A 20,807-nucleotide genomic window follows, 5' to 3' on the forward strand; every position below is an offset into this window, starting at 1 on the left:
TAATGAAATAAGACTCTTTTTCAATCCAGTAGGGATCGCTAAAACCTTATTTTAATTTTAAAAAATGGGATTTTTAAATTTTTAGGTCAATGCCCAATTTAAGTTTTTAGATTTTCACCATACAACCTTTTTAAAAGATAAAACACCCCCACAAGCAAAGCCACACCAATGACAAGCGCGAGCGAGCGAGAATGTATAAAACTTGCCACCCCTAAACTCACCGCGCTGCAAAGCATCGCAATAGTCGCATAAGGGAGTTGCGTGATGAAATGGCTTTGCACCGAACACCCTGCCCCTGCAGCCGATAGTATAGTCGTGTCAGAAATGGGGCTTGTGTGATCGCCATAAACCGCGCCTGAGAGGATCGCTGAAACAATCAAAATAATATCGCTTTCATTGGCCATGCCCGCTCCAATGGGCAGCATGATCGCAAACGCCCCCCAGCTTGTGCCGGTAGAAAAAGCGATAAACCCAGAGATTAAAAAAAAGATTAAAGGCATATACGCGCCTCCCCCGCTATTTAAAAATCCCTTGCTGATGTGGGCCAAGTAAAGCCCTGTTTGAGCGTCGTCTCTGATCACAGGCCCAATAGCCCAAGCGAGCGTTAAGACTAATATCGCCGACCCCACACTCTTAAAGCCATCCAACATGAGTTTAAAAAAACTCCCTTTTTCTAAAAACTTATAAGCTAAAAGATAGGTGATAATGAGCGAAAACAGCCCCCCATAAAAGAGCGAAAAACTCGCATCAGTGTTTTTTAAGATCACTGCGGTATAAAAAATCAATGATGAAATGGACACAATCAATAATAAAATAGAAAGGGGTAACAGGCTTAAGGGGGCTAGTTTTGAAGAGCTTTCTTCTTGTTCGCTATAAAAATCCTTCACGCCCATGTTTTGATACTTCCTCATGCTAGGGAGGTTGATTTGCCATAAAATGGTGAGAAAGACTGCAATGAGCGCAAAAATCGCATAATAATTACTGCTCAAGCTTTGCACAAGCACCGAAAAACTATCCTTCAATAGGGGCGAGTTGTCGTTATTCATGATCCCCATAATATACGCCCCCCAGCTAGAAATAGGGACTAATAAGCACACCGGCGCTGAAGTGGAGTCTATAATATAAGCTAGGCGTTCTCGTGTGGAGTTATGAGCGTCGTTTAAAGACTTTGAGATTTGCCCCACGGTTAGGGCGTTAAAATAATCATCTACAAAAATAATGATGCCTGAAAAAAAAGCGATAAATTCGGGGGTTTTGGCGTTTTTAGAGTATTTTTTAGCTTTTTTGACAAAGTTCTGCACGCTACCGGATTTTAAAATCACTTGGCTTAAGACGCCTAAAAAGATTAAAAACCCAAAAACATAGAGGTTGGAAAGATTGAAATGAAGCCCTTTTTCTGGCTCGTAAGTGTAAAAAACGGAAGTGATTTTATGATAAATATATTCTATAAGTTGAGAAAGGTGTAACGAATGCATTAAAACAGCACTCACTAAAATGCCCACAAATAACGAGAGCGCGACTCTTTTAGTAAAAACCACCATTAAAATAACGCTAAAAGGAACAATAAGGCTTGATGCTGACAATCCCACCGAATAAAATCCTTTAAACTAATCTTTAAATTTCAATTAAAAGAGACAATCAATATTCACAAAATTCTTTATTAATTAAAAGAAGAGATGAATTTGCCAAAACCAATCGCTTAAAAGATTTTAATCAAGTGGCCGGGAGAGAGGGATTCGAACCCCCGGAGGTATGACCCTCAACGGTTTTCAAGACCGCCGCTTTCAACCACTCAGCCATCTCCCGCTATTTTCATAAAAGTCCCTTACAAAAGTCCCTAAATGACTACAATATGGAGGCGACACCCGGATTCGAACCGGGGAATCAAGGTTTTGCAGACCCATGCCTTACCACTTGGCTATGTCGCCTTAAATTTAACAATAGCACATCTATTGAGATAACAAAATCAAACCATGTTTAATTTGGTTTAATTTGCAACGATGGTGCCCAAAGCCGGACTTGAACCGGCACGGTATTGCTACCGAGGGATTTTAAGTCCCTTGTGTCTACCAATTCCACCACCTGGGCAAACTAAATAGAAACCATGCTCTAGAAGTTAAATCAAAATATGGAGCGGGAAACGGGGATCGAACCCGCGGCCCCGACCTTGGCAAGGTCGTGCTCTACCACTGAGCTATTCCCGCGCTCTTTATTCAAAAAGACGATTGTTATTGTATCTAAACTCAATAATAAAAGTCAAGGGCTTATGAAAAATTTCAAAACTGATTTTAAAACCAATCAAAACAGCCAAAACCCCTTTTATTTAAAAAATGAACAATAATGTTTTGAGTTTCCATTCAAACAAAACCCGTTTAAGAATTTCTAAATATGGGTAAAAAATATACAATACCTTATAACAGGATGAAAATTCATGGCGTTTTGCGCTCATTTTTTATTTCTTTTTAATTTGATTGCATAATAATAGCTGACATAACACATCATCATAGGAGTTTCAATCATGAAAGAAGTCATTCATTCAACGCTAGCCCCAAAAGCGATAGGCCCTTATTCTCAAGCTATCGCTACTAACGATCTTGTTTTTGTCTCTGGGCAATTAGGCATTGATGTAAGCACCGGCGAATTTAAAGGCACAGACATTCATTCTCAAACCACGCAGTCCATGGAAAATATCAAAGCGATTTTAAAAGAAGCAGGGTTAGGGATGGATAGCGTGGTTAAAACGACTATTTTATTGAAAAGTTTAGACGATTTTGCGGTGGTGAATGAAATTTATGGGAGTTATTTTACAGAGCCTTATCCGGCTAGAGCGACCTTTCAAGTGGCTAAACTGCCTAAAGACGCTTTAGTAGAAATTGAAGCGATAGCCATTAAGTGATTTATTAAAGAGACTATCAGCATGAAAAAAGAAGTCGTGGTCATAGGCGGTGGGATTGTGGGGCTTTCTTGCGCGTATTCTATGCATAAATTAGGGCATAAGGTTTGCGTGATTGAAAAAAGCGATGGTGCAAACGGCACTTCTTTTGGGAATGCCGGGCTCATTTCTGCATTTAAAAAAGCCCCACTCTCATGCCCTGGTGTGGTGTTAGACACCCTAAAGCTCATGCTCAAAAACCAAGCCCCTTTAAAATTCCATTTTGGGCTTAATTTAAAGCTCTATCAATGGATTTTAAAGTTTATGACAAGCACGAACGCCAAATCCACGCACCGCACCATGGCGTTGTTTGAACGCTACGGGTGGCTGAGTGTTGATATGTATCATCAAATGCTAAAAGACGGCATGGACTTTTGGTATAAAGAAGATGGGCTTTTAATGATCTACACTCTAGAAGAAAGTTTTGAAAAAAAACTTAAAACTTGCGATGACAGCGGTGCTTATAAAATCCTTAGTGTGAAAGAGACCAAAGAATACATGCCTATTGTTAATGACAATATCTGCGGGAGCGTGCTTTTAACCGAAAACGCGCATGTGGATCCGGGCGAAGTGATGCGCTCTTTACAAGAATATTTACAAAATGCGGGCGTGGAGTTTCTCTATAATGAAGAAGTGATTGATTTTGAGTTTAAAAACAACCTCATTGATGGCGTTATCACGCATAAGGAAAAAATCCAAGCAGAAACAATCATTCTAGCCACTGGGGCTAACCCCACTCTCATTAAAAAAACCAAAAACGATTTTTTAATGATGGGGGCTAAAGGTTATAGCATCACCTTTAAAATGCCTGAAGAATTGAAACCCAAAACCTCTTCCTTATTTGCGGATATTTTCATGGCAATGACCCCACGAAGAGACACCGTTAGGATCACTTCTAAATTAGAATTAAACACCAACAACGCTCTCATTGATAAAGAGCAAATCGCTAACATGAAAAAGAATTTAGCCGCTTTCACGCAGCCTTTTGAAATGAAAGACGCCACAGAGTGGTGCGGTTTCAGGCCCTTAACCCCTAATGATATTCCTTATTTGGGCTATGACAAACGCTATAAAAACTTAATCCATGCGACAGGGCTTGGGTGGCTTGGCATCACTTTTGGCCCGGCCATTGGTAAAATCATCGCTAATTTGAGCCAAGATGGCGCGAATGAAAAAAATGCCGATATTATGCTTTTTTCTGCATTTTTTAGGGATTAAGGAATTTCTTTTTTAAACCCTAGTTTGTTAAGGAGCTTTTATGGAAACGATTGATTCGGTGGTGCGTTTATTATCCAATTTTGTGTGGGGGATTCCCATGCAAATCTTATTAGTAGGCACCGGTTTGTTTTTAACCTTTTATCTTAGGGGTTTGCAATTCAGTAAGATCTTTTATGCGATCAAAATCCTTTTTGACAAAGAGTCCCAATCTAAGGGCGACATTTCGCAATTTTCCGCTCTCATGCTCTCTTTGGGGGCGACTGTAGGCATTGGGAGTATCGTAGGCGTAGCGACTGCTATCAGCATTGCAGGGCCAGGAGCGGTGTTTTGGATGTGGGTTACTGGGCTTGTTGGCATGGCGACTAAGTATTCTGAGGGGATTTTAGCGGTGAAATACAGGGAAAAAGGGGCGTTTGGATACAACGGAGGGCCCATGTATTACATCAAAAACGGCCTTAACATGCCCAAACTCGCCATGGCGTTTGCGATTTTTACGATTATTGCGAGCATTGGCACCGGTAACATGACGCAATCTAATGCGGTTTCTTCCATTTTGAGCGAACAAGCGAACCTGCCTAATTGGGTTTCAGGTTTATTGCTCACTCTTTTAACCGCTGTTATTGTCATAGGGGGGATCAAATCCATTGGTAAATTCACTTCTTACTTAGCTCCTGTTATGGTGCTTTTATATTTGATCGCTATTATTTATATTATTGTCAGCCATTTTGATTTAGCCCTTCAAGCGATCAAACTCATTTTTGAAGAAGCCTTTAACCCTAAACCCGTTGTGGGCGGAGCGAGCGGTGCGTTGGTAGCGACGATGATAAAAACCGGCGTGGCTAGGGGGTTGTATTCTAATGAAGCGGGGTTGGGGAGCTCAGCCATTATTGCCGCAAGCGCTCAAACACACCACCCGGTGCGTCAAGCCCTAGTGTCCATGCTTCAAACTTTTATCGTGACTTTAGTGGTGTGTTCGGCGACGGCGAGCGTGATTTTAATGGCGCCAGAATACAACACCTTGCTCCCTAATGGGGAGAAATTGAGCGCTAATTTGCTCACTTTAAAAAGCACGGAGTATTTTTTAGGATCATTGGGGGCGGTGGTGATTTTTACAACCATGATCTTTTTTGCCTACTCTACGATTATTGGTTGGGCTTATTATGGAGAAAAATGCACTGAATACGCCTTTGGTGAAAAAAAAGTGAAATATTACCGCTTGATCTTTTTAGCGAGCGTGATGGTGGGGGCTATGGCTAAAATTGATTTTGTGTGGAATTTAGCGGATCTTTCTAACGGGCTTATGGCTATCCCTAATTTAATCGCTTTAATCTTATTGCATAAAGTGGTTTATTCTGAAACTCGTTGGTATTTTAGCAAGCATTCTAACAAGTAAGACAACATGTTAAAAAGGGCGAGTTTTGTAGAAGTGAACACCCATTCTTTAAGGCATAATTTTAACGCAGTTAAAAGCGTTGTCCCTAAAGACGCTTGTATCATGGCGGTTGTTAAGGCGAACGCTTATGGGGCGGGGGCATTAAAAGCGAGCGAAATTTTCTTACAAGAAGGGGCTAATTATTTAGGGGTAGCGACTTTAGATGAAGCTTTAGAGTTGCGTTCTCATTTCCCTAAAACCCCTATTTTGATTTTAGGTTATAGCCCTAACGCTAACGCTTCCATGTTGGTTGATAACGATTTGAGCGCTATGGTTTTTAGCCTTGAACAAGCGGAAGTTTTTTCTCAAGTGGCTTTAAAATCTCAAAAACGCTTAAAAGTGCATCTCAAAATTGATACCGGCATGCACCGCTTGGGCTTAGAGCCTAATTTTAAAAGCATAGAAATCATTAAAAAAATCCGCGCTTTAAAGGGCTTGGAAGTGGAAGGAATATTCACGCATTTAAGCAACGCTGATGCTAAGATTAAAACCCATGCTAAAAACCAGATGAAAGCCTTTAACGCTTTTTTAGAGCAGCTTTTAGATCAAAAAATAGAGTTTCAATACCGCCATGCCTACAATTCCGCTGGCATCCTTTCTTTGTGTAACGGGAATGAAAATCGTTTGTTAAACCTCTATCGCCCAGGGATCATGCTCTATGGTTTTTACCCTTCTAATGGAATGAAAGAAACATGCCCAACCATTTTAAAAAATGTTATCAGTTTAAAAGCTCAAATCGTTCAAATCAGAAGCGTTAAAAAAGGCGAATTTATTGGCTATGGCGAGCATTTTTATACCAATGAAGAAACTTTAGTGGGTGTTTTGGCTCTAGGGTATGCGGACGGGTTAATGCGCGCTTTAGGCAATCGCATTCAAGTAGCGATCAATAACCAATTAGCCCCCCTTATTGGCAAGGTGTGCATGGATCAGTGCTTTGTCAAGCTTAATAATATTCAAGCCAAAGAGGGCGATGAGGTCATCTTGTTTGGGGATAAAAGCGCTAAGGCTAACGACGCAAGCGAAATCGCTGCACTTTTAAACACCATTCCTTATGAAACCATCAGCACCCTATCCAAACGCTTGGAGCGCGTCTATATTTAAAATCAAACCATGCAAAATTTTTATTTTGTGTTAGAATGCTTGAAAAAATTTAGGATTAAAATATAAAATGAAAAAAGTTTTATTTTTGTTAGTAATAAGTTTTTTGGGGGGTTTTTTGAACGCTTCTAGCTTGTATGAAAAGCTTGTCAATAAAGAAACGATCAGCGTTGGCACAGAAGGCATTTACCCCCCCTTCACTTACCATAATAAAGAAGGCAAGCTCACCGGCTATGATGTGGAAGTGGCTAGGGAGTTGGCTAAAGAGCTTGGCGTGAAAATCAAATTCCACGAAACTTCATGGGATATTATGCTTGCAGGCTTGAAATCAGGGCGTTTTGATATGGTCGCTAACCAGGTGAGTTTGACGACTAAAAAACGCCAAGCGGCTTTTGATAAAAGCTTGCCCTATAGCTATTCAGGCACGATCATGCTGGTTAGAAAAGATGAAAACCGCATTAAAGGCATTGAAGACATTAAGGGCTTAAAGGCGGCTAACACTTTAAGCTCCACTTATGGGGAAATCGCTTTTAAATACGACGCTCAAATCGTTTCGGTGGATTCTATGGCGCAAGCCTTGTTGCTAGTGGCACAAAAACGAGCCGATTTGACCTTAAATAGTTCTTTAGCGATCTTAAACTACCTAAACACCCATAAAAACAGCCCCTTTAAAATCGCATGGGAGTCCAAAGAAAAAGACGGGGGCGCTTCCTTTGTTATTAACAAGCACCAAGAAAAAGCTTTAGAGCTTATCAACCAAGCGATGCAAAGATTGATCAATAAAGGGGTTTTAAAACGCTTAGGCGAACAATTTTTTGGAAAAGATGTCAGCCAGCCCTAATCTGTCTTTGTTTTTTGAATCTTTAGATTTAAGCAAGGAGCGTTTGGAATTACTATTAGAGGCTTTTTACCCCATGCTGAAAGCCGCTTTTTGCATTTCTTTGCCTTTAGCGATCATTTCTTTCATTTTGGGCTTATTCATTGCGGTTTTGGTGGCTCTCATTAAAATCGCACCCCCTAAACATTTCATTCATAAGGCTTTATTAGCGGGCGTGAATTTCTATGTTTCGCTCATTAGAGGCACGCCTTTATTGGTCCAAATCGTGGTGGTGTTTTATGGTTTGCCCGCCCTTGGGGTCTATATTGATCCAATCCCAGCAGGCATTATTGCGTTTTCTTTCAATGTAGGGGCATACGCTTCAGAGACTTTGAGGGCGAGCTTTCTTTCTGTCCCTAAAGATCAATGGGATTCAAGCTTGAGTTTGGGTTTGAATTACTTGCAAACCTTTTGGCATGTCATCTTTTTTCAAGCGCTCAAAGTCGCCACGCCTAGTTTGAGTAACACCTTCATCAGCCTTTTTAAAGAAACTTCTTTGGCGTCTGTGGTAACTATCGCAGAGGTTTTTAGAATCGCGCAGCAAAAAGCGAACGCCAGCTATGATTTTCTGCCTATTTACTTGGAAGCCGCTTTGATTTATTGGCTTTTTTGCTTGGTTTTAGAAGTGATCCAAAAGTGCATGGAAAAAATCTTAAATTAAAGTTAGCTCAATCTAATATTTGATTATAATACAGCCTAAATAATACAAAATAAGGAAATTCCCATGGGTGTGTTCTTGGATAAGGCCATTAAAGAAGTGGTAGATGGATTGAATGATCGTTATTTTTTGCCTGACATTCAGCGTGAATACGTGTGGCTCAAAAAAGCCGATGAAAAAAAGATAGAGCAACTTTTTGACTCCATTCTTAGGGGCTATCCTATTGGCTCTTTTTTATTTTGGAAATTACAAAAGGAGGATATAGCCAAGAGCGATGAACAAGATAGCGATAAACTCAATTTCCAACTTTATCAATTCATTACAAATTACGATGAGCGAAAGCCTCACAATGAAAAAATCCATATTGAACAAATCAAGCGTGATGATTTGTATATCGTCCTAGATGGCCAACAGCGTTTAACCTCGCTTTATATCGGGCTTAAAGGCACTAGAACGCTTAAGAAAAAGAACGCTAAAATCAACAACCCTAACGCTTATGAAGAGAAGCGTTTGTATTTGAACTTGAAGCACCAGCCAAACATGGACAACCCAGAAGACAACTACGAGTTTGAATTTCATGCTCAAAAGCCTGAGAATGATAAAAAACATTGGTGGTTTAAGGTGGGGGATATTTTGGAATTGAAAAATGTTTGGAATTATGCGCAAGAACATGGTTTAAAGGGTAATGAATTGGATTTATTAGAAAATCTAAGCAAAGCTTTTCACGACAAACAACTCATTTCATTTTTTGAAGAAACAGAAAAAAATCTTAATAAAGTTTTAAATATCTTTATCCGTGTCAATAGTGGCGGGGTCAAGTTAAGCTATTCTGATTTATTGATGTCTATTTTGACAGCAAGCTTTTCAAGCGATATTAGAGAAAGAATGAATGAGCTAGTGGATGCTTTAAAAGACCAAGGCTTTTCAAACATGGGGCAAGACCAGGTGCTAAAAACTTGCTTGCTTCTCATTGGTAAAGACACTACTTTTGAATTAAGAAATTTTAATAAAAAAAATATCAAAGAGATTGAAGACAATTGGGAAAAAATTACAAAGAGCATCTACAAAGTTGCAAAAGTATTAGAAAATTTTGGTTATGTAAAATATTTGGGTTCAGCTTATATTTTATCCACTTTAGCCTATTTTTATTTTTTAAATCCAAAAATGGATAAAAACGATGAAGAACAAGCCCTAAAATTTGTCCGCAACGCTCAAATCACGAGTTATTTTACTCCTTCAACGGATACAAAATTAAACAACATAGCCCATAGCATGAAGGATGCGCCAACCTTTGAATCATTCAACCACAATTTAGCCAAACACCAAACATGCCCTTTAAAAATCACTAACGATGCTATAGAAGACATGATGTGTTCTAGTAGCCATGCTCGAGTCTTTCCTATCTTGCAAATCTTATACCCAAACCTGAAGTATAAAACCACCACTTTTCATATAGACCATATTTATCCAAAGTCCAAGTTTAATGAGAAAAATAAAAAATTGGATAAAGATTTCTATAAGTGTGGGAATCATTTATATAACCTCCAACTTTTAGAAGGCACAGAGAACCAAGCCAAAAAGGATAAAGACCCTGAAGTGTGGCTCAAAGAAGAATATAAAGATGAGCGAGCCATAGAAGAGTATAAAAAAAGAAATTATATTGACCTTACCCTAAAATTAGAATGGGAAAATATCAAGGAATTTCGTGAAAAAAGAGAAGAAGCTATCATTACCAAATTAAAAGAAGTGTTATTGCCCAAGTCTTCATAGGAGTGTTTTTTTAGCTGATAGAATCAAGTAAAGCGTTTTGACAAAACGGGTAAACAAAATGTAAACTCATTTAAGTGATGCTTAATGATAAAAAAGGTAGAATGGTTCACTTTTTGAGTGCTAATAAATTTCATTTACTGCTTATTATCTAAAAAAATTCCTTTAAGGTGTAAGGTAGCTATATAAAATTAATTTTATCAATCTTAGTTTCAAAATGAAAAATTAAAAGGGCGATAGCCTTAGTGAAAGGATGATCAATAAAACATTTAGGCAAAAAAGAGGTAAAAACCTTAGGGTTATCTTCGCTTGGTGGGGCTTTAGAATTTTACGATTTTATCATCTTTGTATTTTTTACAAGCATCATTGCCAAGCACTTTTTCCCAAACACGCTTAGCCCTATTTGGTCTGAAATCAACACTTATGGTATCTTTGCTGCAGGTTATCTGGCGCGCCCGCTTGGTGGCATAGTGATGGCTCACTTTGGGGATAAATTCGGTCGTAAAAACATGTTCATGCTCTCTATTTTATTGATGGTGATCCCAACCTTTGCGCTAGCTTTAATGCCAACTTTTGATGATTTGGTGGGTTTTGGCGTGGATAGCATGGGGCTTACCCCTAAAAACGCTCATTATCTTGGTTACATAGCTCCTATTTTTTTGGTGCTTGTTAGGATTTGTCAAGGCGTTGCTGTGGGTGGTGAATTGCCTGGCGCTTGGGTTTTTGTCCATGAACATGCCCCACAAGGGCAAAAAAACACTTATATCGGTTTTTTAACCGCTTCCGTAGTTTCTGGGATTTTGCTTGGGAGTTTGGTTTATATCGGGATTTACATGGTTTTTGACAAGCCTGTTGTTGAAGATTGGGCTTGGAGGGTTGCTTTTGGGCTTGGAGGGATTTTTGGTATCATTTCTGTGTATTTGAGGCGCTTTTTAGAAGAAACTCCCGTTTTTCAGCAAATGAAGCAAGACGATGCCTTAGTCAAATTCCCGCTTAAAGAGGTGTTTAAAAACTCTCTCTTTGGTATATCAATCTCCATGCTTATCACTTGGGTTTTAACCGCTTGTATTTTGATTTTTATCCTTTTTGTCCCGAATTTTACTCTTACGCATCCCAATTTTCATTTCACTCCGTTTGAAAAAACCTATTTTCAAATTTTAGGACTTGTTGGTATTGTAAGTTCTATTATTTTAACCGGGTTTTTAGCCGATAAAATCAAACCACACAAAGTTTGCATGGCTTTTAGCGCGGCCTTTGCCTTTTTTGGCTTTTTATTCTTTAAGGAATTTTATTCTAACGCGCCAAGTTTAGTCAATACCATAGTTTTATACTTTTTAGCTTGCTTTTGCGCGGGCATTATGAATTTTTGTCCCATTTTTATGAGCGATGTGTTTAGCGCCAGAATCCGTTTTAGTGGGATTTCCTTTGCTTATAACATAGCCTATGCTATAACCGCTGGATTTACCCCTCAACTTTCAAGCTGGTTAAACGCAAAAGCTATAGCAGCCCCTGAAAGTTTGCAAAGTTATGGTTTGAGCTTTTATATCCTCATAGTTTCTTTAATTGCTTTTATTACATCGCTTTTAATGGCTCCAATTTACCACAAATCCAGTGATACCGAAGTGTCGCCCACAGCATGAAGGATGCGCAAACCTTTGAGTGATTCAATCAAAACTTAGCCGATAGCGTTGGTGGGTTTTGGTGACGATAAAATTTTTTCGTTTTGGATCTCATTTTGTTGTAAAACTCTTAAGGGGGTTGGGGTATAATTCCTCTCTGCAACCTCATTAAAACCCCCTAACCCCTATTTTTATTGGAGTAAGTGGTGATGAAATCCACCAACAAATCTATCCCACCGCCATAGCTCAATTGCTGGACTTTCTCACTGCTCGCTTTAGCGTAATTGTATTTGATGATGCCATAATAAGCCAGCCCTATAAAATCATTAAAGTAGTTTTGATAGCCTATTTTAGCGTTAACCCCTAAAATAGGGCTTCTAAAACTTTGCGAAGCGCTTGAAAAACAAAATTTTAAAAACAAGCGTTTGTTTTAGGGTTTATTTAACATTAATTAGGCTGTGTTAATCAAAGTTTGATAGTTAAAATTATCGCTTGGGCGTGTGTCAAATGATGCGTTAATTAAGACAGAATCTTTTCCATAAAAAGAGTGGGGAAAATCAAAGCCTCTTCGCCCAACTCCACCGCGCAATCCTCTTCTTTAATGCGCGTAAAACCCAGCTTTTGATAGAGGTTGCATGCCTTGATTTGACTCTTGCTCACATGCAGAGAGATTTTAGTATAGCCTTTAATTAAAGCGTATCGCTCCACGCTCTCATAGAGTTTTTGACCCAGTCCTTGGGATTGATAAGCGGTATTTATGTGGAATTTACACAACTCGGCTTCCGTTTGATTGATATGATTAAGCCCACAGATCCCAATGAGCTTTTCATTGTCTCTCATTTCAAAAAATTCCCCGCCATGCTCGCGCAATTTTTGAACGAACCCGCTAATGCTGGGCAAAAGATCCAAGCGTTGGATAAACCCTAAAGGGTTGTCAGCGATGCGCTCAGCATAAAATTCTTCTAATTCAGTGGGGTATTGGGGCGAAAAAATTTTGATGGTCATGATTTCCTAACTTTAGAGGTAAAATAATCTCTTAATGGTGTATGATAACAGTTTTTAGCTTAAAATAATAACGCTATTATGAGTTTAAAACCCTTTCTTATTGTCCCACAAGCGGATATGGAGCCTATCGCTCAGCCTGAAACCATGCTTTATGGCTAGGGGGGCTAGGGTTTTTAGGTTTTTGTCTAACTCGTTGTTAGTTGTGCCTAGGGGCATTAAAAAGATTTCATTATTTTTTAAGGAGAGTTGTTTCAAAAGGCTTTGAATTTCTATAATAGATTGAGCGGCGTTTTGACTCTCCAATACAAATTTAAAATGCACGCTTTTAGCGTTATTTAAGATATTTTGTAAGGCTTTGAGGTTGATCCGCTTGCTTTCTTCCTCCAAAGAAAAAGAGAGTTTGACGCTTAGAGTGAAATGCAATTCTTTTAAAATAGGGCTAAATTCAAAAAAAATAGAACCATTGCTCTCTACACATAAAGGGATTTTTTGGCGATAAAAATGCTCTAAAACGCTGATTAAAATAGGGTTATTAAAATACAAGCTTGGCTCCCCGCCTGTGAGAATGAAATCAAAATCCTTATAACTAGGGGCTAAATTAACTAATCGTTCAATCAAGGGCTTAGGCTCATTGTAATAATCCCAAGTTTCTTTGAATTTAGGATGCACCGCATACAAACTATCGCAACCTGTTAGGATTTCATCATTGAATAAGGTTTTACAATTAAAGCCCTTGCATGAAAGGTTACACCCCCCTAAGCGCAAAAAAAGACTGGGCTTGCCTATCCTTTTCCCTTCACCCTGTAAGGAAAAAAAGCTCTCAACGACCGGGAGTTTCATGGGATTTGGTGTAAGGGCTTAGCGTGAAAAAAGCATTTTTCTTCATCACTAATGATTTTATGGAAAAAGTCCTTATCATGCCACAAACTTTGAATGCCTTGCGAAAAAGAAACGCAATGATCATGCACTAAAGATTTAAAATAAGGGTTTTCTAAATCTTTTAAAAAGCTTTCAGCGTAGCCGTTTTTAGTCTCATGCACGCGCACGCTAGAGACTTTTAACTCCCCTTCATTATTAGAAAAAACGCTTTTTTGTAAAATCCTTGTCAAGTAGTATAAAAACATGAGGGCGTAACTCTCCGCGCTCAAATTAAACGAGCATTTCACGTAACGAACGCAATGATTTTCTATAAAACGCTGAAACTCAACGCTTTCTTTATCCCAAAAATGATGGGCATGATCAAAGGAGTCTATAAAGGTTTGCATTTCTTGTTGCATCAACCCAAAATCTAGCGCCATGTTCGCGTTATCCAAGCGGTTGGTTTCAATAAAGACTTCCACTTCATAATTATGCCCATGGATATTTTGAGCGCATCTTAAAGAAGAGCAATTACGCACCACATGGCTAGCGCAAAATTTATACAATCGCCTGATAACCATTACTCATTCCCTATAACATGGCTGATAAAGGGGCAGTCTTAAATTGTAGTAGTAGCGTTCAGGACGGTTAAAATCAATGCGTTTGATCGTGCTTTTAATCAAATCCCTATACAGCATTTGATAGCCACAAGTCCTTCCGCTCACGCTCCCATCCACATATAAAACCCGTTTTTGCAGCACCACATCATACCAATCCAAAATAAAATGCGAATTAGTGCTCATTAAAATTTGCTCGCTAAAGCCATTGATAGCGTAGTAATCGGTAGGGGTTTGGGAGCAATAAAACTGCCCCCCAAGAAAATAACAAGGCTTATTGACTTGATCGATCAGCTGGTAATTGTATTGATAAAACGGCACAGCCGAGATGTTACGGACAATGCGCGCATAGATCACATTTTTTGCTTTATCTAGCGGGAATTCCGCTTGCGTGAAGACGTTATAAAAGCCTAATTTTTGCAATTCATAAACGATCACATTGATATAATAAGAAGTCATCGCATCGCTTCTGTCATAAGCCACCACGATAGTGGAATTATAGTTGAACAAATAATCCCCTGTAACTTCTGAATAATACCCCATGTGCAAGCGGTGTTGGCATGCGCTAAAGAAGAATAGAACCCCAACAATCAGCCCTAAAAAAGCCAAGCGGTGATTTTTACTCACTTTAACATTCCCTTATGCCAAGATTCCAAATTTTTCAAATCATCATAACTGGTTAAGTCTAAATTTAAAGGCGTGATAGAGGCATGGTTTGAAGCAATAGCGTCAAAATCAGAGAGTCTGTCTTCATTTTCACGCTTTTGCCATTCTAAAGGGTGCAGCCCTAGCCAAAAATAGCTTTCATTCTTGGGGTCTGTGCGTTTGTGCACTTCTTTTTTATACAGCCTATAGCCCTTAGGGGTGATGCGTTCACCCTTATATTCTTGTAAGGAGCAATTAGGGATATTCACGTTTAGGAGTTTGCGCCCCTTTAAGGGGTAGCCTTTGGTGAAGATATTTTGGACTAAATCCTGGATGATCTTTTGAGCTAGATCAAAACTTAAGGGAGTGTTTTTGTTTTTGTTAGAAAGGATTTGAGAAATCGCAATGGAAGGCACGCCCTGGATCGTGCCTTCAATCGCTCCGGCCACCGTTCCAGAATAAATCGTGTCTTCGCCCATGTTAGAGCCAAGATTGATCCCTGAAATCACCAAATCAAAACAAACATGTTTAAAAAGCTCATTGATCGCCAGATACACGCAATCGCTTGGCGTGCCATCATCAATCCTGTAATGCCGGCCTTCTTTGCCTTTAATTTTCTCCGCTCTTAAAGGCGCGGTGATCGTGATGCATTGCGAGCATGCGCTTTTTTCATGCTTGGGGGCGACCACATAGATTTCTGCCATGTTTTCTAAAGCTTGTTCTAAAGCTTTAATGCCTTTTGCATGGTAGCCATCATCGTTGGTGAGTAAAATTTTTTTCATGTCTTGCCTTTAAATAGAGTGTTCAATAATGCGTTTAAATTTTCTTGCAATAAAGGATAAGCGGTTTTTAATAGATTTAGATCGTTTAAAACCTCTGTTTTTAAAGTTTGAGCGTAATCATTCGCCTTTTCTAGCCCCAATAAATTCACAAAGCTGTTTTTAGCGCTGTCTAAATGAGTGGTTTTACCGCTTTCTTCTTCATCTTGTGTAACATCTATAATATCATCTAACACTTGAAAACAAAGACCCGTTTTTAACCCAAAAGCCTGAAGCCATTTAAAAAGCTCTTCATCTTTAATACCGCTTGCAACAAGCCCCATCATCAAGCTCGCGCTAATCAATTTAGCGGTTTTATGCTCGTGTAAGAAAGTGAGTTGTTCTAAATTTAAGGGCGTGTTTTCAAAATAGCAATCCAAAGCCTGCCCTAAGATCATGCCTTTAATCCCCCCATTAGCGCTTAAAATTTTGATCAATTCCACAATGATGTGGCTTTCTAGTAAAGCGTTTGAAAGCAATTCAAAAGAGTAAGTGTTGAGTGCATCGCCGATTAAAACGGCTGTGGTTTCATCGTATTTAGCGTGTAAAGTGGGGTGGTTTCTCCTTAAAATAGCGTTATCCATGCATGGCAAATCATCATGGATAAGCGAATAAGTGTGCAAGCATTCAATGCTTAAAGCGATTTTAAAATATTCTGTTTGTTGGTTAAGATAATCTTTTTTACCCACTAAAGCACAAAGCACGGCTAAAAAAAGCTTAGGGCGGAACCTTTTGCCCCCATTAAGCACCATTTCAAAAAAGGCTTTTTCCAAATAAGGGTGGAAGCTTTCAAGGTGTAAATGATGGCTTTTTAAAAAGCTTTCAAAACGCTCGCACTCATTATAATAAAAGGATAAATTAGGGTTATTCATGCACAGAATTATAACCTAAGATTTTAAGAGTTGCATAAATTCAGCTCTGGTTTTAGGGTCTTTTTTAAAGAGGCCTCTTAACACGCTTGTTTTAATGATCGCATTTTGCTTTTGCACCCCTTGCATGCTCATGCACAAATGCTTGGCTTCACAAACCACGATCACGCCCCTTGGCTCTATGATTTCATCAAAGGTTTCTGCAATTTGAGTGGTCAGCCTTTCTTGGATTTGTAGGCGTTTGCTATAAATTTCAATGAGTTTAGCGATCGCGCTAATGCCTACAATCTTTTCTTTAGGAATGTATCCTAAACTGATATTCCCCAAAAAAGGGAGTAAATGGTGTTCGCAAGTGGAGTAAAATTCAATGTTTTGAGCCACTATCATTTCATCGCAAACGCCTTGAAAATACGCGCTTTTTAAAGCCACTCTAGGATCTTCTTTATAGCCTTTATACAAGAAATTCCATAATTCTTGAACCCTTTTAGGCGTCTCTTTCAAGCCTTCTCGATTCTTATCTTCGCCGATGTTTTCAAAAAATTGGTTGAAAAAATTTTCCATTTAAATCACACGCTTTCTTAAGGATTGGATACGATTTTTAACGCTAGGGTGGGTGCTAAACATTTCAGCGTTAAAAAGATAGGCCGCTGATCGGGTGCTATTCTTATCTATTTCTTTATAATCGTTGTTCGCATAGTCGTTAGAAATTTTTTGTAAGGCCCTAATCATGGGCTTATTGTCATGCATTAAAAACGCCGCCCCGCTATCGGCCATGTATTCTCGTGTGCGGCTCAAATACATTTGTAAAATGAGCGTTAAAAAAGGCAAAATGATCTGTAAGAGTAATAAAATCATTCGGGCTAAATTCGCCCCACTATTCTTGCGATTCCCCATGAAAAAATACACGCTAAAATTAGCCACTAACAGCATGATATTGCTTAAAATCCCCACGCACATGGTCAAGCGGATGTCATTGTGCCGTATGTGGCTGAGCTCATGAGCGATCACGGCTTTTAATTCATCTCTATCCAACCTCTCTATTAAAGCGCTTGTAAGAGCGATAAGAGAATTAGATTCATCCCACCCGCTCGCAAAAGCGTTCATGTAAGGGGCGTTAATGATATAAAGCTTAGGTTCAAAATGAAGCTTAGCCTCTTCTAAAAGCTCTAACAAAAGGCGATGGATTTGATTTTCTTTAGAGCTTAGAACCTTGCTTGGGTCAATAAGCTTGTATTCATCACCGCTTAACATGATAGAGCTAAAATTTTGGATACAAATAACAATAACGACAAAAGCCACCACAAACATGATAATGGTGATCGTAGGAAAAATTTGAAAAGTGATGAGTTTAAAAAGAGCTATTCCTAAATCATTAGCGTTGATTCTAATAGCATCCACCAACAACCCAATAAAAGCAAAAATTACGCAATAAGTGGTTAAAACCGCGTTCGTTTTGAGCCTGTTTTGCGCGATAATCTTTTCAAAATTCGTCATTATTTTCTCCTTTCTCATGCTTGATTTCTTTGAGCAACGCGCTCGCATAACTCCCTTTAGGCAAGTAAAATTCCAATTCAAATTGCGCTTTTTCTTTGATGTATTGAGAAGTTACATTTTCTAAAAACACCCAAAAAAACCGCCTGGATCCTAGCGTTTTAGCATGGCTATTTAAAAGATTATGCTGGAATTCTTTTTCAATTTCTAAACTCAAATTTTTTGCATAAAGAGCTTTTTTGCCATCTAGTAACCCGGTAGGCACAGCTTCTTTGTTTAAAAACCTTTCGCTCTCTTTTTCTAATTTTAAAGCATCAAAAAACTTCCCATAAGGGTAATGGCGCATCACATCGCCTTCTAGGATTTTAAAGGGGTGGGCTTGGTTTTTAAGGGCTTTTAGGGTGTTTGAATTGACGCTTAAATTGTTTTGTTTAAAAAATTCTAAATTTTCTTTTAGGCTAAAAGCGCTAATGATTTTACTGATTTCTAATCGTTTGCTTAAAAGCGAATTAAACAAATAACTTTGATAGCTTGAAATTAAAAAAGCGTTTAATTTTTGATGGGCGAATTTCGTTTTATTTTGTAAGATTTTTAACCCTTCTTTGTGGTTGTCATTGAACTTCCCAAAGCGTTGCGAACCAAAATAATTAGGCATGCCAAACTGCGCGATTTGTTCTAAAACCTGCTTTGTTTTTTGAGCATTTAGGGGGGTCATTTTTTTAAAACGCATAAAAAAGCGATTCCCCTTTAAATGCCCTAATTTGATTTTATTGTGATGGTAATTCAAAGACAGGATTTTAAGGTTTCTTTCTTGAAAGTTGCTCGTATTTTTTTCTAATAAAGGGGCGTATTTTTTAGGGAGTGAGATGAATTGAGTCGTCAGCGCGTTTTTATCTTTCAAGCCCGCATAACCCAATTCGGCGATTTTTACCCCTAAAATTTGAGAAAAAATTTGAAGCATTTCTAAAGTGCTTAAACCGCTTTTTCTCACTTGAATAACGGCATGTTCGCCTGTGTTGCTAAATTCATACAAAGGCACTTCATGCACGCAAAAATCCCTAGCGCTAGAATTGAAATGAAAATCAATGCTCGCATGGTTATAGGCGTGCAATAGGGGCATAAAGTTTAAATTCATGCCTTGATCCTTGAATTAAACGCTCTTGAAAGCGAAACGGAGTCAATGTTTTCAAAATTCACTCCAGTAGGCACGCCTTGAGCGATTTTAGTGAAAGTGAGGTGGAGGTGTTGTAATTTATCTTCAATGTAGAGCATTAAAGAATCATTGGCCAAAGTGGGGGGGAAAGCAAAAATGATTTCTTTAATGTTTTCTCCAACCAGGCGTTTTTCTAGGGCGTTAAAATCCACGTCTTCTATAGAATTTAACACATAATAGCGCCCTAAAAAGTCCTTTAAATCTTCTAAAATAAACACGTCTCTTGGGTGTAAAACCATGCAAAGCTGAGAATTTTGCCGGCTCTCATCAGAGCAAATCTCACAAACCTCACTCTCGCTGAGCGCGTTACAAGATGCACATGTTTTAAGGTTTTCTAGGGCGTTTTCTAAAGCGTGCGTGATTTTTAGCGCCAGATAGGGGTTTTCCAAACCCAAATGATACGCCATTTTAAAGGCGGACTTTTTACCCACATTGGGGATTTTTTCTAAACAATCCACTAAATTTAAAAAGTGATTCAAGCTGTTTTTATAAGTATTCATTCTGTTAGTATATCAAACTTAACTTGACTTGAAAGCCACTAAAAGGGCTTTTATTGTTTTTAAAAGGGGGTTTAATTAATATCATATGAAAAAGCGCTTAATGAAGCGTTTAAATAGAAGTGTTATAATGTGCTATCTCAATTTTAAGGAATAACATGCCGTTTATCAATATCAAACTTGTGCCAGAAAATGGAGGGCCAACAAACGAGCAAAAACAGCAATTGATTGAAGGGGTTTCAGATTTGATGGTGAAGGTGTTAAACAAAAATAAGGCTTCTATTGTGGTCATTATAGATGAGGTTGATTCTAATAATTATGGTCTTGGGGGCGAGAGCGTCCATCATTTGAGGCAAAAAAACTAGATCTAGTTTTTAAAATTCAAAGGTTGCGATACGCTAAAATGTAAGGGGTGCTTGTTTCTACCCCCCTAAAAACTATAAACATAACTCACATTAAACATGACAAGGCGTTTGAAAAAGAGGGAAGTATCTAACCCCTTGCCATGCGTTTCATAAAAGGAATTCACCGCTAAAGGGATTTTCAAGCCCATTTCAAAGCCGTTATGCCTATTGACATTCACACGAACCCCAAAATTCAAAGGGATTTGGAAAAAACTCGTGTGCATTTTAGCTTGATAATTAATCAAGTAATTGTTGATAAAATCCGTTTGGCTCACCCACATGCCTAAACCACTCCCTACCCACGAACTCCCCGCTAAAGCAAAGCCCACATAAAAACCCACGCTCGAATGTTTTTGTGAATTATCAATGAAATTATAAAGATAGTCTATCCCAAGCCCATAGAGGTGGTTATTCATTTTGCCTAAACCATCAAAGCCGTTACCCACAAAACCAAAGTTAGTGTAACCATAGTCATAGAACAAGTAATAGCGCAACCCTTGATTTTTTTTCTTGGTGAAGAAATGCTTATACCCTACGCTCAAACTCACCCCATACATGCTTGAAACGTTTTTAGAATAAGAGTTAGAATCAAGCGCGTTCAAAGAATTTGAAATTGCAGCGATTTGAGAAGATAAAGAAGAAAGCATGCGGTTTTGAGATTGAGCAAATTGCAATTCTAAATTTTTTAAGTTTTCTTCAAATTCTAAAGGGTTAGTAATGGGTTCTTGCATTTTTTCTAACGCTTGGGCTAATTGTGGGTTAGATGCAACGCCCCCACTAAGCATGACT

22 protein-coding genes and 4 tRNA genes are annotated in these 20,807 nt (G+C 38.6%); 9 read left to right on the top strand and 17 right to left on the bottom strand.

Annotation, left to right across the window (positions count from 1 at the left end; genetic code table 11):
- Positions 1-98: 98 nt before the first annotated feature.
- The 5 genes from EXS92_RS06295 to EXS92_RS06315 form a co-directional block, all read right to left on the bottom strand.
- Positions 99-1,589, bottom strand: coding sequence for a Na+/H+ antiporter NhaC family protein (locus tag EXS92_RS06295; RefSeq protein WP_165515908.1), 1,491 nt, complete (start codon positions 1,587-1,589; stop codon positions 99-101).
- Positions 1,590-1,718: 129 nt separating this feature from the next.
- Positions 1,719-1,806 (bottom strand) — tRNA-Ser (locus tag EXS92_RS06300).
- A gap of 47 nt (positions 1,807-1,853) precedes the next feature.
- Positions 1,854-1,928, bottom strand: a tRNA-Cys gene (locus EXS92_RS06305).
- A 73-nt stretch (positions 1,929-2,001) separates the two neighbouring features.
- Positions 2,002-2,088, bottom strand: a tRNA-Leu gene (locus EXS92_RS06310).
- Positions 2,089-2,129: 41 nt separating this feature from the next.
- Positions 2,130-2,204 (bottom strand) — tRNA-Gly (locus EXS92_RS06315).
- 314 nt (positions 2,205-2,518) lie between these two features.
- Between EXS92_RS06315 and EXS92_RS06320 the strand changes: the two genes are divergently transcribed.
- The 8 genes from EXS92_RS06320 to EXS92_RS06355 all read left to right on the top strand — a co-directional run bounded on the left by EXS92_RS06320 (position 2,519) and on the right by EXS92_RS06355 (position 11,622).
- On the top strand, positions 2,519-2,896 hold the full coding sequence (locus EXS92_RS06320) for a RidA family protein (RefSeq protein ID WP_000665824.1): 378 nt from the start codon (positions 2,519-2,521) through the stop codon (positions 2,894-2,896).
- Between the two features lie 21 nt (positions 2,897-2,917).
- Positions 2,918-4,150 carry an NAD(P)/FAD-dependent oxidoreductase gene (locus EXS92_RS06325; RefSeq protein ID WP_165515909.1) on the top strand — a complete coding sequence of 411 codons (1,233 nt, stop codon included), beginning with the start codon at positions 2,918-2,920 and terminating at the stop codon, positions 4,148-4,150.
- A 40-nt stretch (positions 4,151-4,190) separates the two neighbouring features.
- Positions 4,191-5,543 carry an alanine/glycine:cation symporter family protein gene (locus tag EXS92_RS06330; protein ID WP_165515910.1) on the top strand — a complete coding sequence of 451 codons (1,353 nt, stop codon included), beginning with the start codon at positions 4,191-4,193 and terminating at the stop codon, positions 5,541-5,543.
- Between the two features lie 6 nt (positions 5,544-5,549).
- Entirely contained in the window at positions 5,550-6,683 is a 1,134-nt protein-coding gene (gene alr / locus EXS92_RS06335) for an alanine racemase (protein WP_165515911.1), read from the top strand.
- Between the two features lie 67 nt (positions 6,684-6,750).
- Complete coding sequence (locus EXS92_RS06340; protein WP_165515912.1) at positions 6,751-7,521, top strand: amino acid ABC transporter substrate-binding protein; 771 nt, start codon at positions 6,751-6,753, stop codon at positions 7,519-7,521.
- Positions 7,505-8,218, top strand: coding sequence for an amino acid ABC transporter permease (locus EXS92_RS06345; RefSeq protein WP_165515940.1), 714 nt, complete (start codon positions 7,505-7,507; stop codon positions 8,216-8,218). Before EXS92_RS06340 ends, EXS92_RS06345 begins: the two co-directional genes overlap by 17 nt.
- Before the next feature lie 63 nt (positions 8,219-8,281).
- A complete protein-coding gene (locus tag EXS92_RS06350; RefSeq protein ID WP_165515913.1) occupies positions 8,282-9,985 on the top strand; it encodes a DUF262 domain-containing protein in 1,704 nt (567 codons plus the stop codon).
- A 257-nt stretch (positions 9,986-10,242) separates the two neighbouring features.
- Positions 10,243-11,622 (top strand): MFS transporter, encoded by a 1,380-nt coding sequence (locus EXS92_RS06355; RefSeq protein ID WP_165515941.1) that lies wholly within the window; start codon positions 10,243-10,245, stop codon positions 11,620-11,622.
- A 157-nt stretch (positions 11,623-11,779) separates the two neighbouring features.
- Here EXS92_RS06355 and EXS92_RS06360 read toward each other — a convergent pair whose 3' ends face one another.
- The 11 genes from EXS92_RS06360 to recR all read right to left on the bottom strand — a co-directional run bounded on the left by EXS92_RS06360 (position 11,780) and on the right by recR (position 19,617).
- Complete coding sequence (locus EXS92_RS06360; protein ID WP_000478803.1) at positions 11,780-12,022, bottom strand: outer membrane beta-barrel protein; 243 nt, start codon at positions 12,020-12,022, stop codon at positions 11,780-11,782.
- A gap of 98 nt (positions 12,023-12,120) precedes the next feature.
- Entirely contained in the window at positions 12,121-12,606 is a 486-nt protein-coding gene (locus EXS92_RS06365; RefSeq protein WP_165515914.1) for a GNAT family N-acetyltransferase, read from the bottom strand.
- A gap of 84 nt (positions 12,607-12,690) precedes the next feature.
- Entirely contained in the window at positions 12,691-13,446 is a 756-nt protein-coding gene (locus tag EXS92_RS06370) for a 7-carboxy-7-deazaguanine synthase QueE (protein WP_165515915.1), read from the bottom strand.
- On the bottom strand, positions 13,443-14,045 hold the full coding sequence (locus EXS92_RS06375; protein ID WP_000236855.1) for a 6-pyruvoyl trahydropterin synthase family protein: 603 nt from the start codon (positions 14,043-14,045) through the stop codon (positions 13,443-13,445). The genes EXS92_RS06370 and EXS92_RS06375 overlap by 4 nt, the downstream gene beginning before the upstream one ends.
- Before the next feature lie 3 nt (positions 14,046-14,048).
- Positions 14,049-14,708: a hypothetical protein gene (locus EXS92_RS06380; protein ID WP_096528357.1), complete on the bottom strand. Its 660-nt coding sequence runs from the start codon at positions 14,706-14,708 to the stop codon at positions 14,049-14,051.
- On the bottom strand, positions 14,705-15,508 hold the full coding sequence (surE, locus tag EXS92_RS06385) for a 5'/3'-nucleotidase SurE (protein WP_165515916.1): 804 nt from the start codon (positions 15,506-15,508) through the stop codon (positions 14,705-14,707). Before surE ends, EXS92_RS06380 begins: the two co-directional genes overlap by 4 nt.
- Complete coding sequence (locus EXS92_RS06390; RefSeq protein WP_165515917.1) at positions 15,505-16,416, bottom strand: polyprenyl synthetase family protein; 912 nt, start codon at positions 16,414-16,416, stop codon at positions 15,505-15,507. Before EXS92_RS06390 ends, surE begins: the two co-directional genes overlap by 4 nt.
- A 15-nt stretch (positions 16,417-16,431) precedes the next feature.
- A complete protein-coding gene (folE, locus tag EXS92_RS06395; RefSeq protein WP_000426990.1) occupies positions 16,432-16,974 on the bottom strand; it encodes a GTP cyclohydrolase I FolE in 543 nt (180 codons plus the stop codon).
- The gene (htpX, locus tag EXS92_RS06400; RefSeq protein ID WP_242673989.1) at positions 16,975-17,907 is read right to left on the bottom strand and encodes a zinc metalloprotease HtpX; all 933 of its coding nucleotides are present in this window, start codon (positions 17,905-17,907) and stop codon (positions 16,975-16,977) included.
- Positions 17,894-19,039 carry a tRNA pseudouridine(13) synthase TruD gene (truD, locus tag EXS92_RS06405; protein ID WP_165515919.1) on the bottom strand — a complete coding sequence of 382 codons (1,146 nt, stop codon included), beginning with the start codon at positions 19,037-19,039 and terminating at the stop codon, positions 17,894-17,896. Before truD ends, htpX begins: the two co-directional genes overlap by 14 nt.
- Positions 19,036-19,617, bottom strand: a complete 582-nt coding sequence (gene recR, locus EXS92_RS06410; protein ID WP_001924745.1) for a recombination mediator RecR — start codon at positions 19,615-19,617, stop codon at positions 19,036-19,038. Before recR ends, truD begins: the two co-directional genes overlap by 4 nt.
- Before the next feature lie 155 nt (positions 19,618-19,772).
- Here recR and EXS92_RS06415 point away from each other — a divergent pair, with 155 nt between their 5' ends.
- Complete coding sequence (locus tag EXS92_RS06415; RefSeq protein ID WP_001115881.1) at positions 19,773-19,979, top strand: 2-hydroxymuconate tautomerase family protein; 207 nt, start codon at positions 19,773-19,775, stop codon at positions 19,977-19,979.
- A gap of 65 nt (positions 19,980-20,044) precedes the next feature.
- On the opposite strand, the gene hopJ is transcribed toward EXS92_RS06415, so the two are convergent.
- Positions 20,045-20,807: Hop family outer membrane protein HopJ/HopK (hopJ, locus tag EXS92_RS06420; RefSeq protein WP_165515920.1), on the bottom strand; the 763-nt coding region annotated here is incomplete at its 5' end.

It is taken from the genome of Helicobacter pylori (assembly GCF_011175115.1).
Lineage (GTDB): Bacteria > Campylobacterota > Campylobacteria > Campylobacterales > Helicobacteraceae > Helicobacter > Helicobacter pylori_DF.

Bases quoted from the DNA above. Each gene is read 5' to 3' on its own strand.
- EXS92_RS06340 (WP_165515912.1), top strand. From the start codon at position 6,751: ATGAAAAAAGTTTTATTTTTGTTAGTAATAAGTTTTTTGGGGGGTTTT.
- truD (WP_165515919.1), bottom strand. From the start codon at position 19,039: ATGAATTTAAACTTTATGCCCCTATTGCACGCCTATAACCATGCGAGC.
- EXS92_RS06375 (WP_000236855.1), bottom strand. From the start codon at position 14,045: ATGGTTATCAGGCGATTGTATAAATTTTGCGCTAGCCATGTGGTGCGT.
- htpX (WP_242673989.1), bottom strand. From the start codon at position 17,907: ATGACGAATTTTGAAAAGATTATCGCGCAAAACAGGCTCAAAACGAAC.
- EXS92_RS06350 (WP_165515913.1), top strand. From the start codon at position 8,282: ATGGGTGTGTTCTTGGATAAGGCCATTAAAGAAGTGGTAGATGGATTG.
- EXS92_RS06345 (WP_165515940.1), top strand. From the start codon at position 7,505: ATGTCAGCCAGCCCTAATCTGTCTTTGTTTTTTGAATCTTTAGATTTA.
- recR (WP_001924745.1), bottom strand. From the start codon at position 19,617: ATGAATACTTATAAAAACAGCTTGAATCACTTTTTAAATTTAGTGGAT.
- EXS92_RS06320 (WP_000665824.1), top strand. From the start codon at position 2,519: ATGAAAGAAGTCATTCATTCAACGCTAGCCCCAAAAGCGATAGGCCCT.
- EXS92_RS06365 (WP_165515914.1), bottom strand. From the start codon at position 12,606: ATGACCATCAAAATTTTTTCGCCCCAATACCCCACTGAATTAGAAGAA.
- alr (WP_165515911.1), top strand. From the start codon at position 5,550: ATGTTAAAAAGGGCGAGTTTTGTAGAAGTGAACACCCATTCTTTAAGG.
- EXS92_RS06415 (WP_001115881.1), top strand. From the start codon at position 19,773: ATGCCGTTTATCAATATCAAACTTGTGCCAGAAAATGGAGGGCCAACA.
- folE (WP_000426990.1), bottom strand. From the start codon at position 16,974: ATGGAAAATTTTTTCAACCAATTTTTTGAAAACATCGGCGAAGATAAG.
- surE (WP_165515916.1), bottom strand. From the start codon at position 15,508: ATGAAAAAAATTTTACTCACCAACGATGATGGCTACCATGCAAAAGGC.
- EXS92_RS06390 (WP_165515917.1), bottom strand. From the start codon at position 16,416: ATGAATAACCCTAATTTATCCTTTTATTATAATGAGTGCGAGCGTTTT.
- EXS92_RS06370 (WP_165515915.1), bottom strand. From the start codon at position 13,446: ATGAAACTCCCGGTCGTTGAGAGCTTTTTTTCCTTACAGGGTGAAGGG.
- EXS92_RS06330 (WP_165515910.1), top strand. From the start codon at position 4,191: ATGGAAACGATTGATTCGGTGGTGCGTTTATTATCCAATTTTGTGTGG.
- EXS92_RS06325 (WP_165515909.1), top strand. From the start codon at position 2,918: ATGAAAAAAGAAGTCGTGGTCATAGGCGGTGGGATTGTGGGGCTTTCT.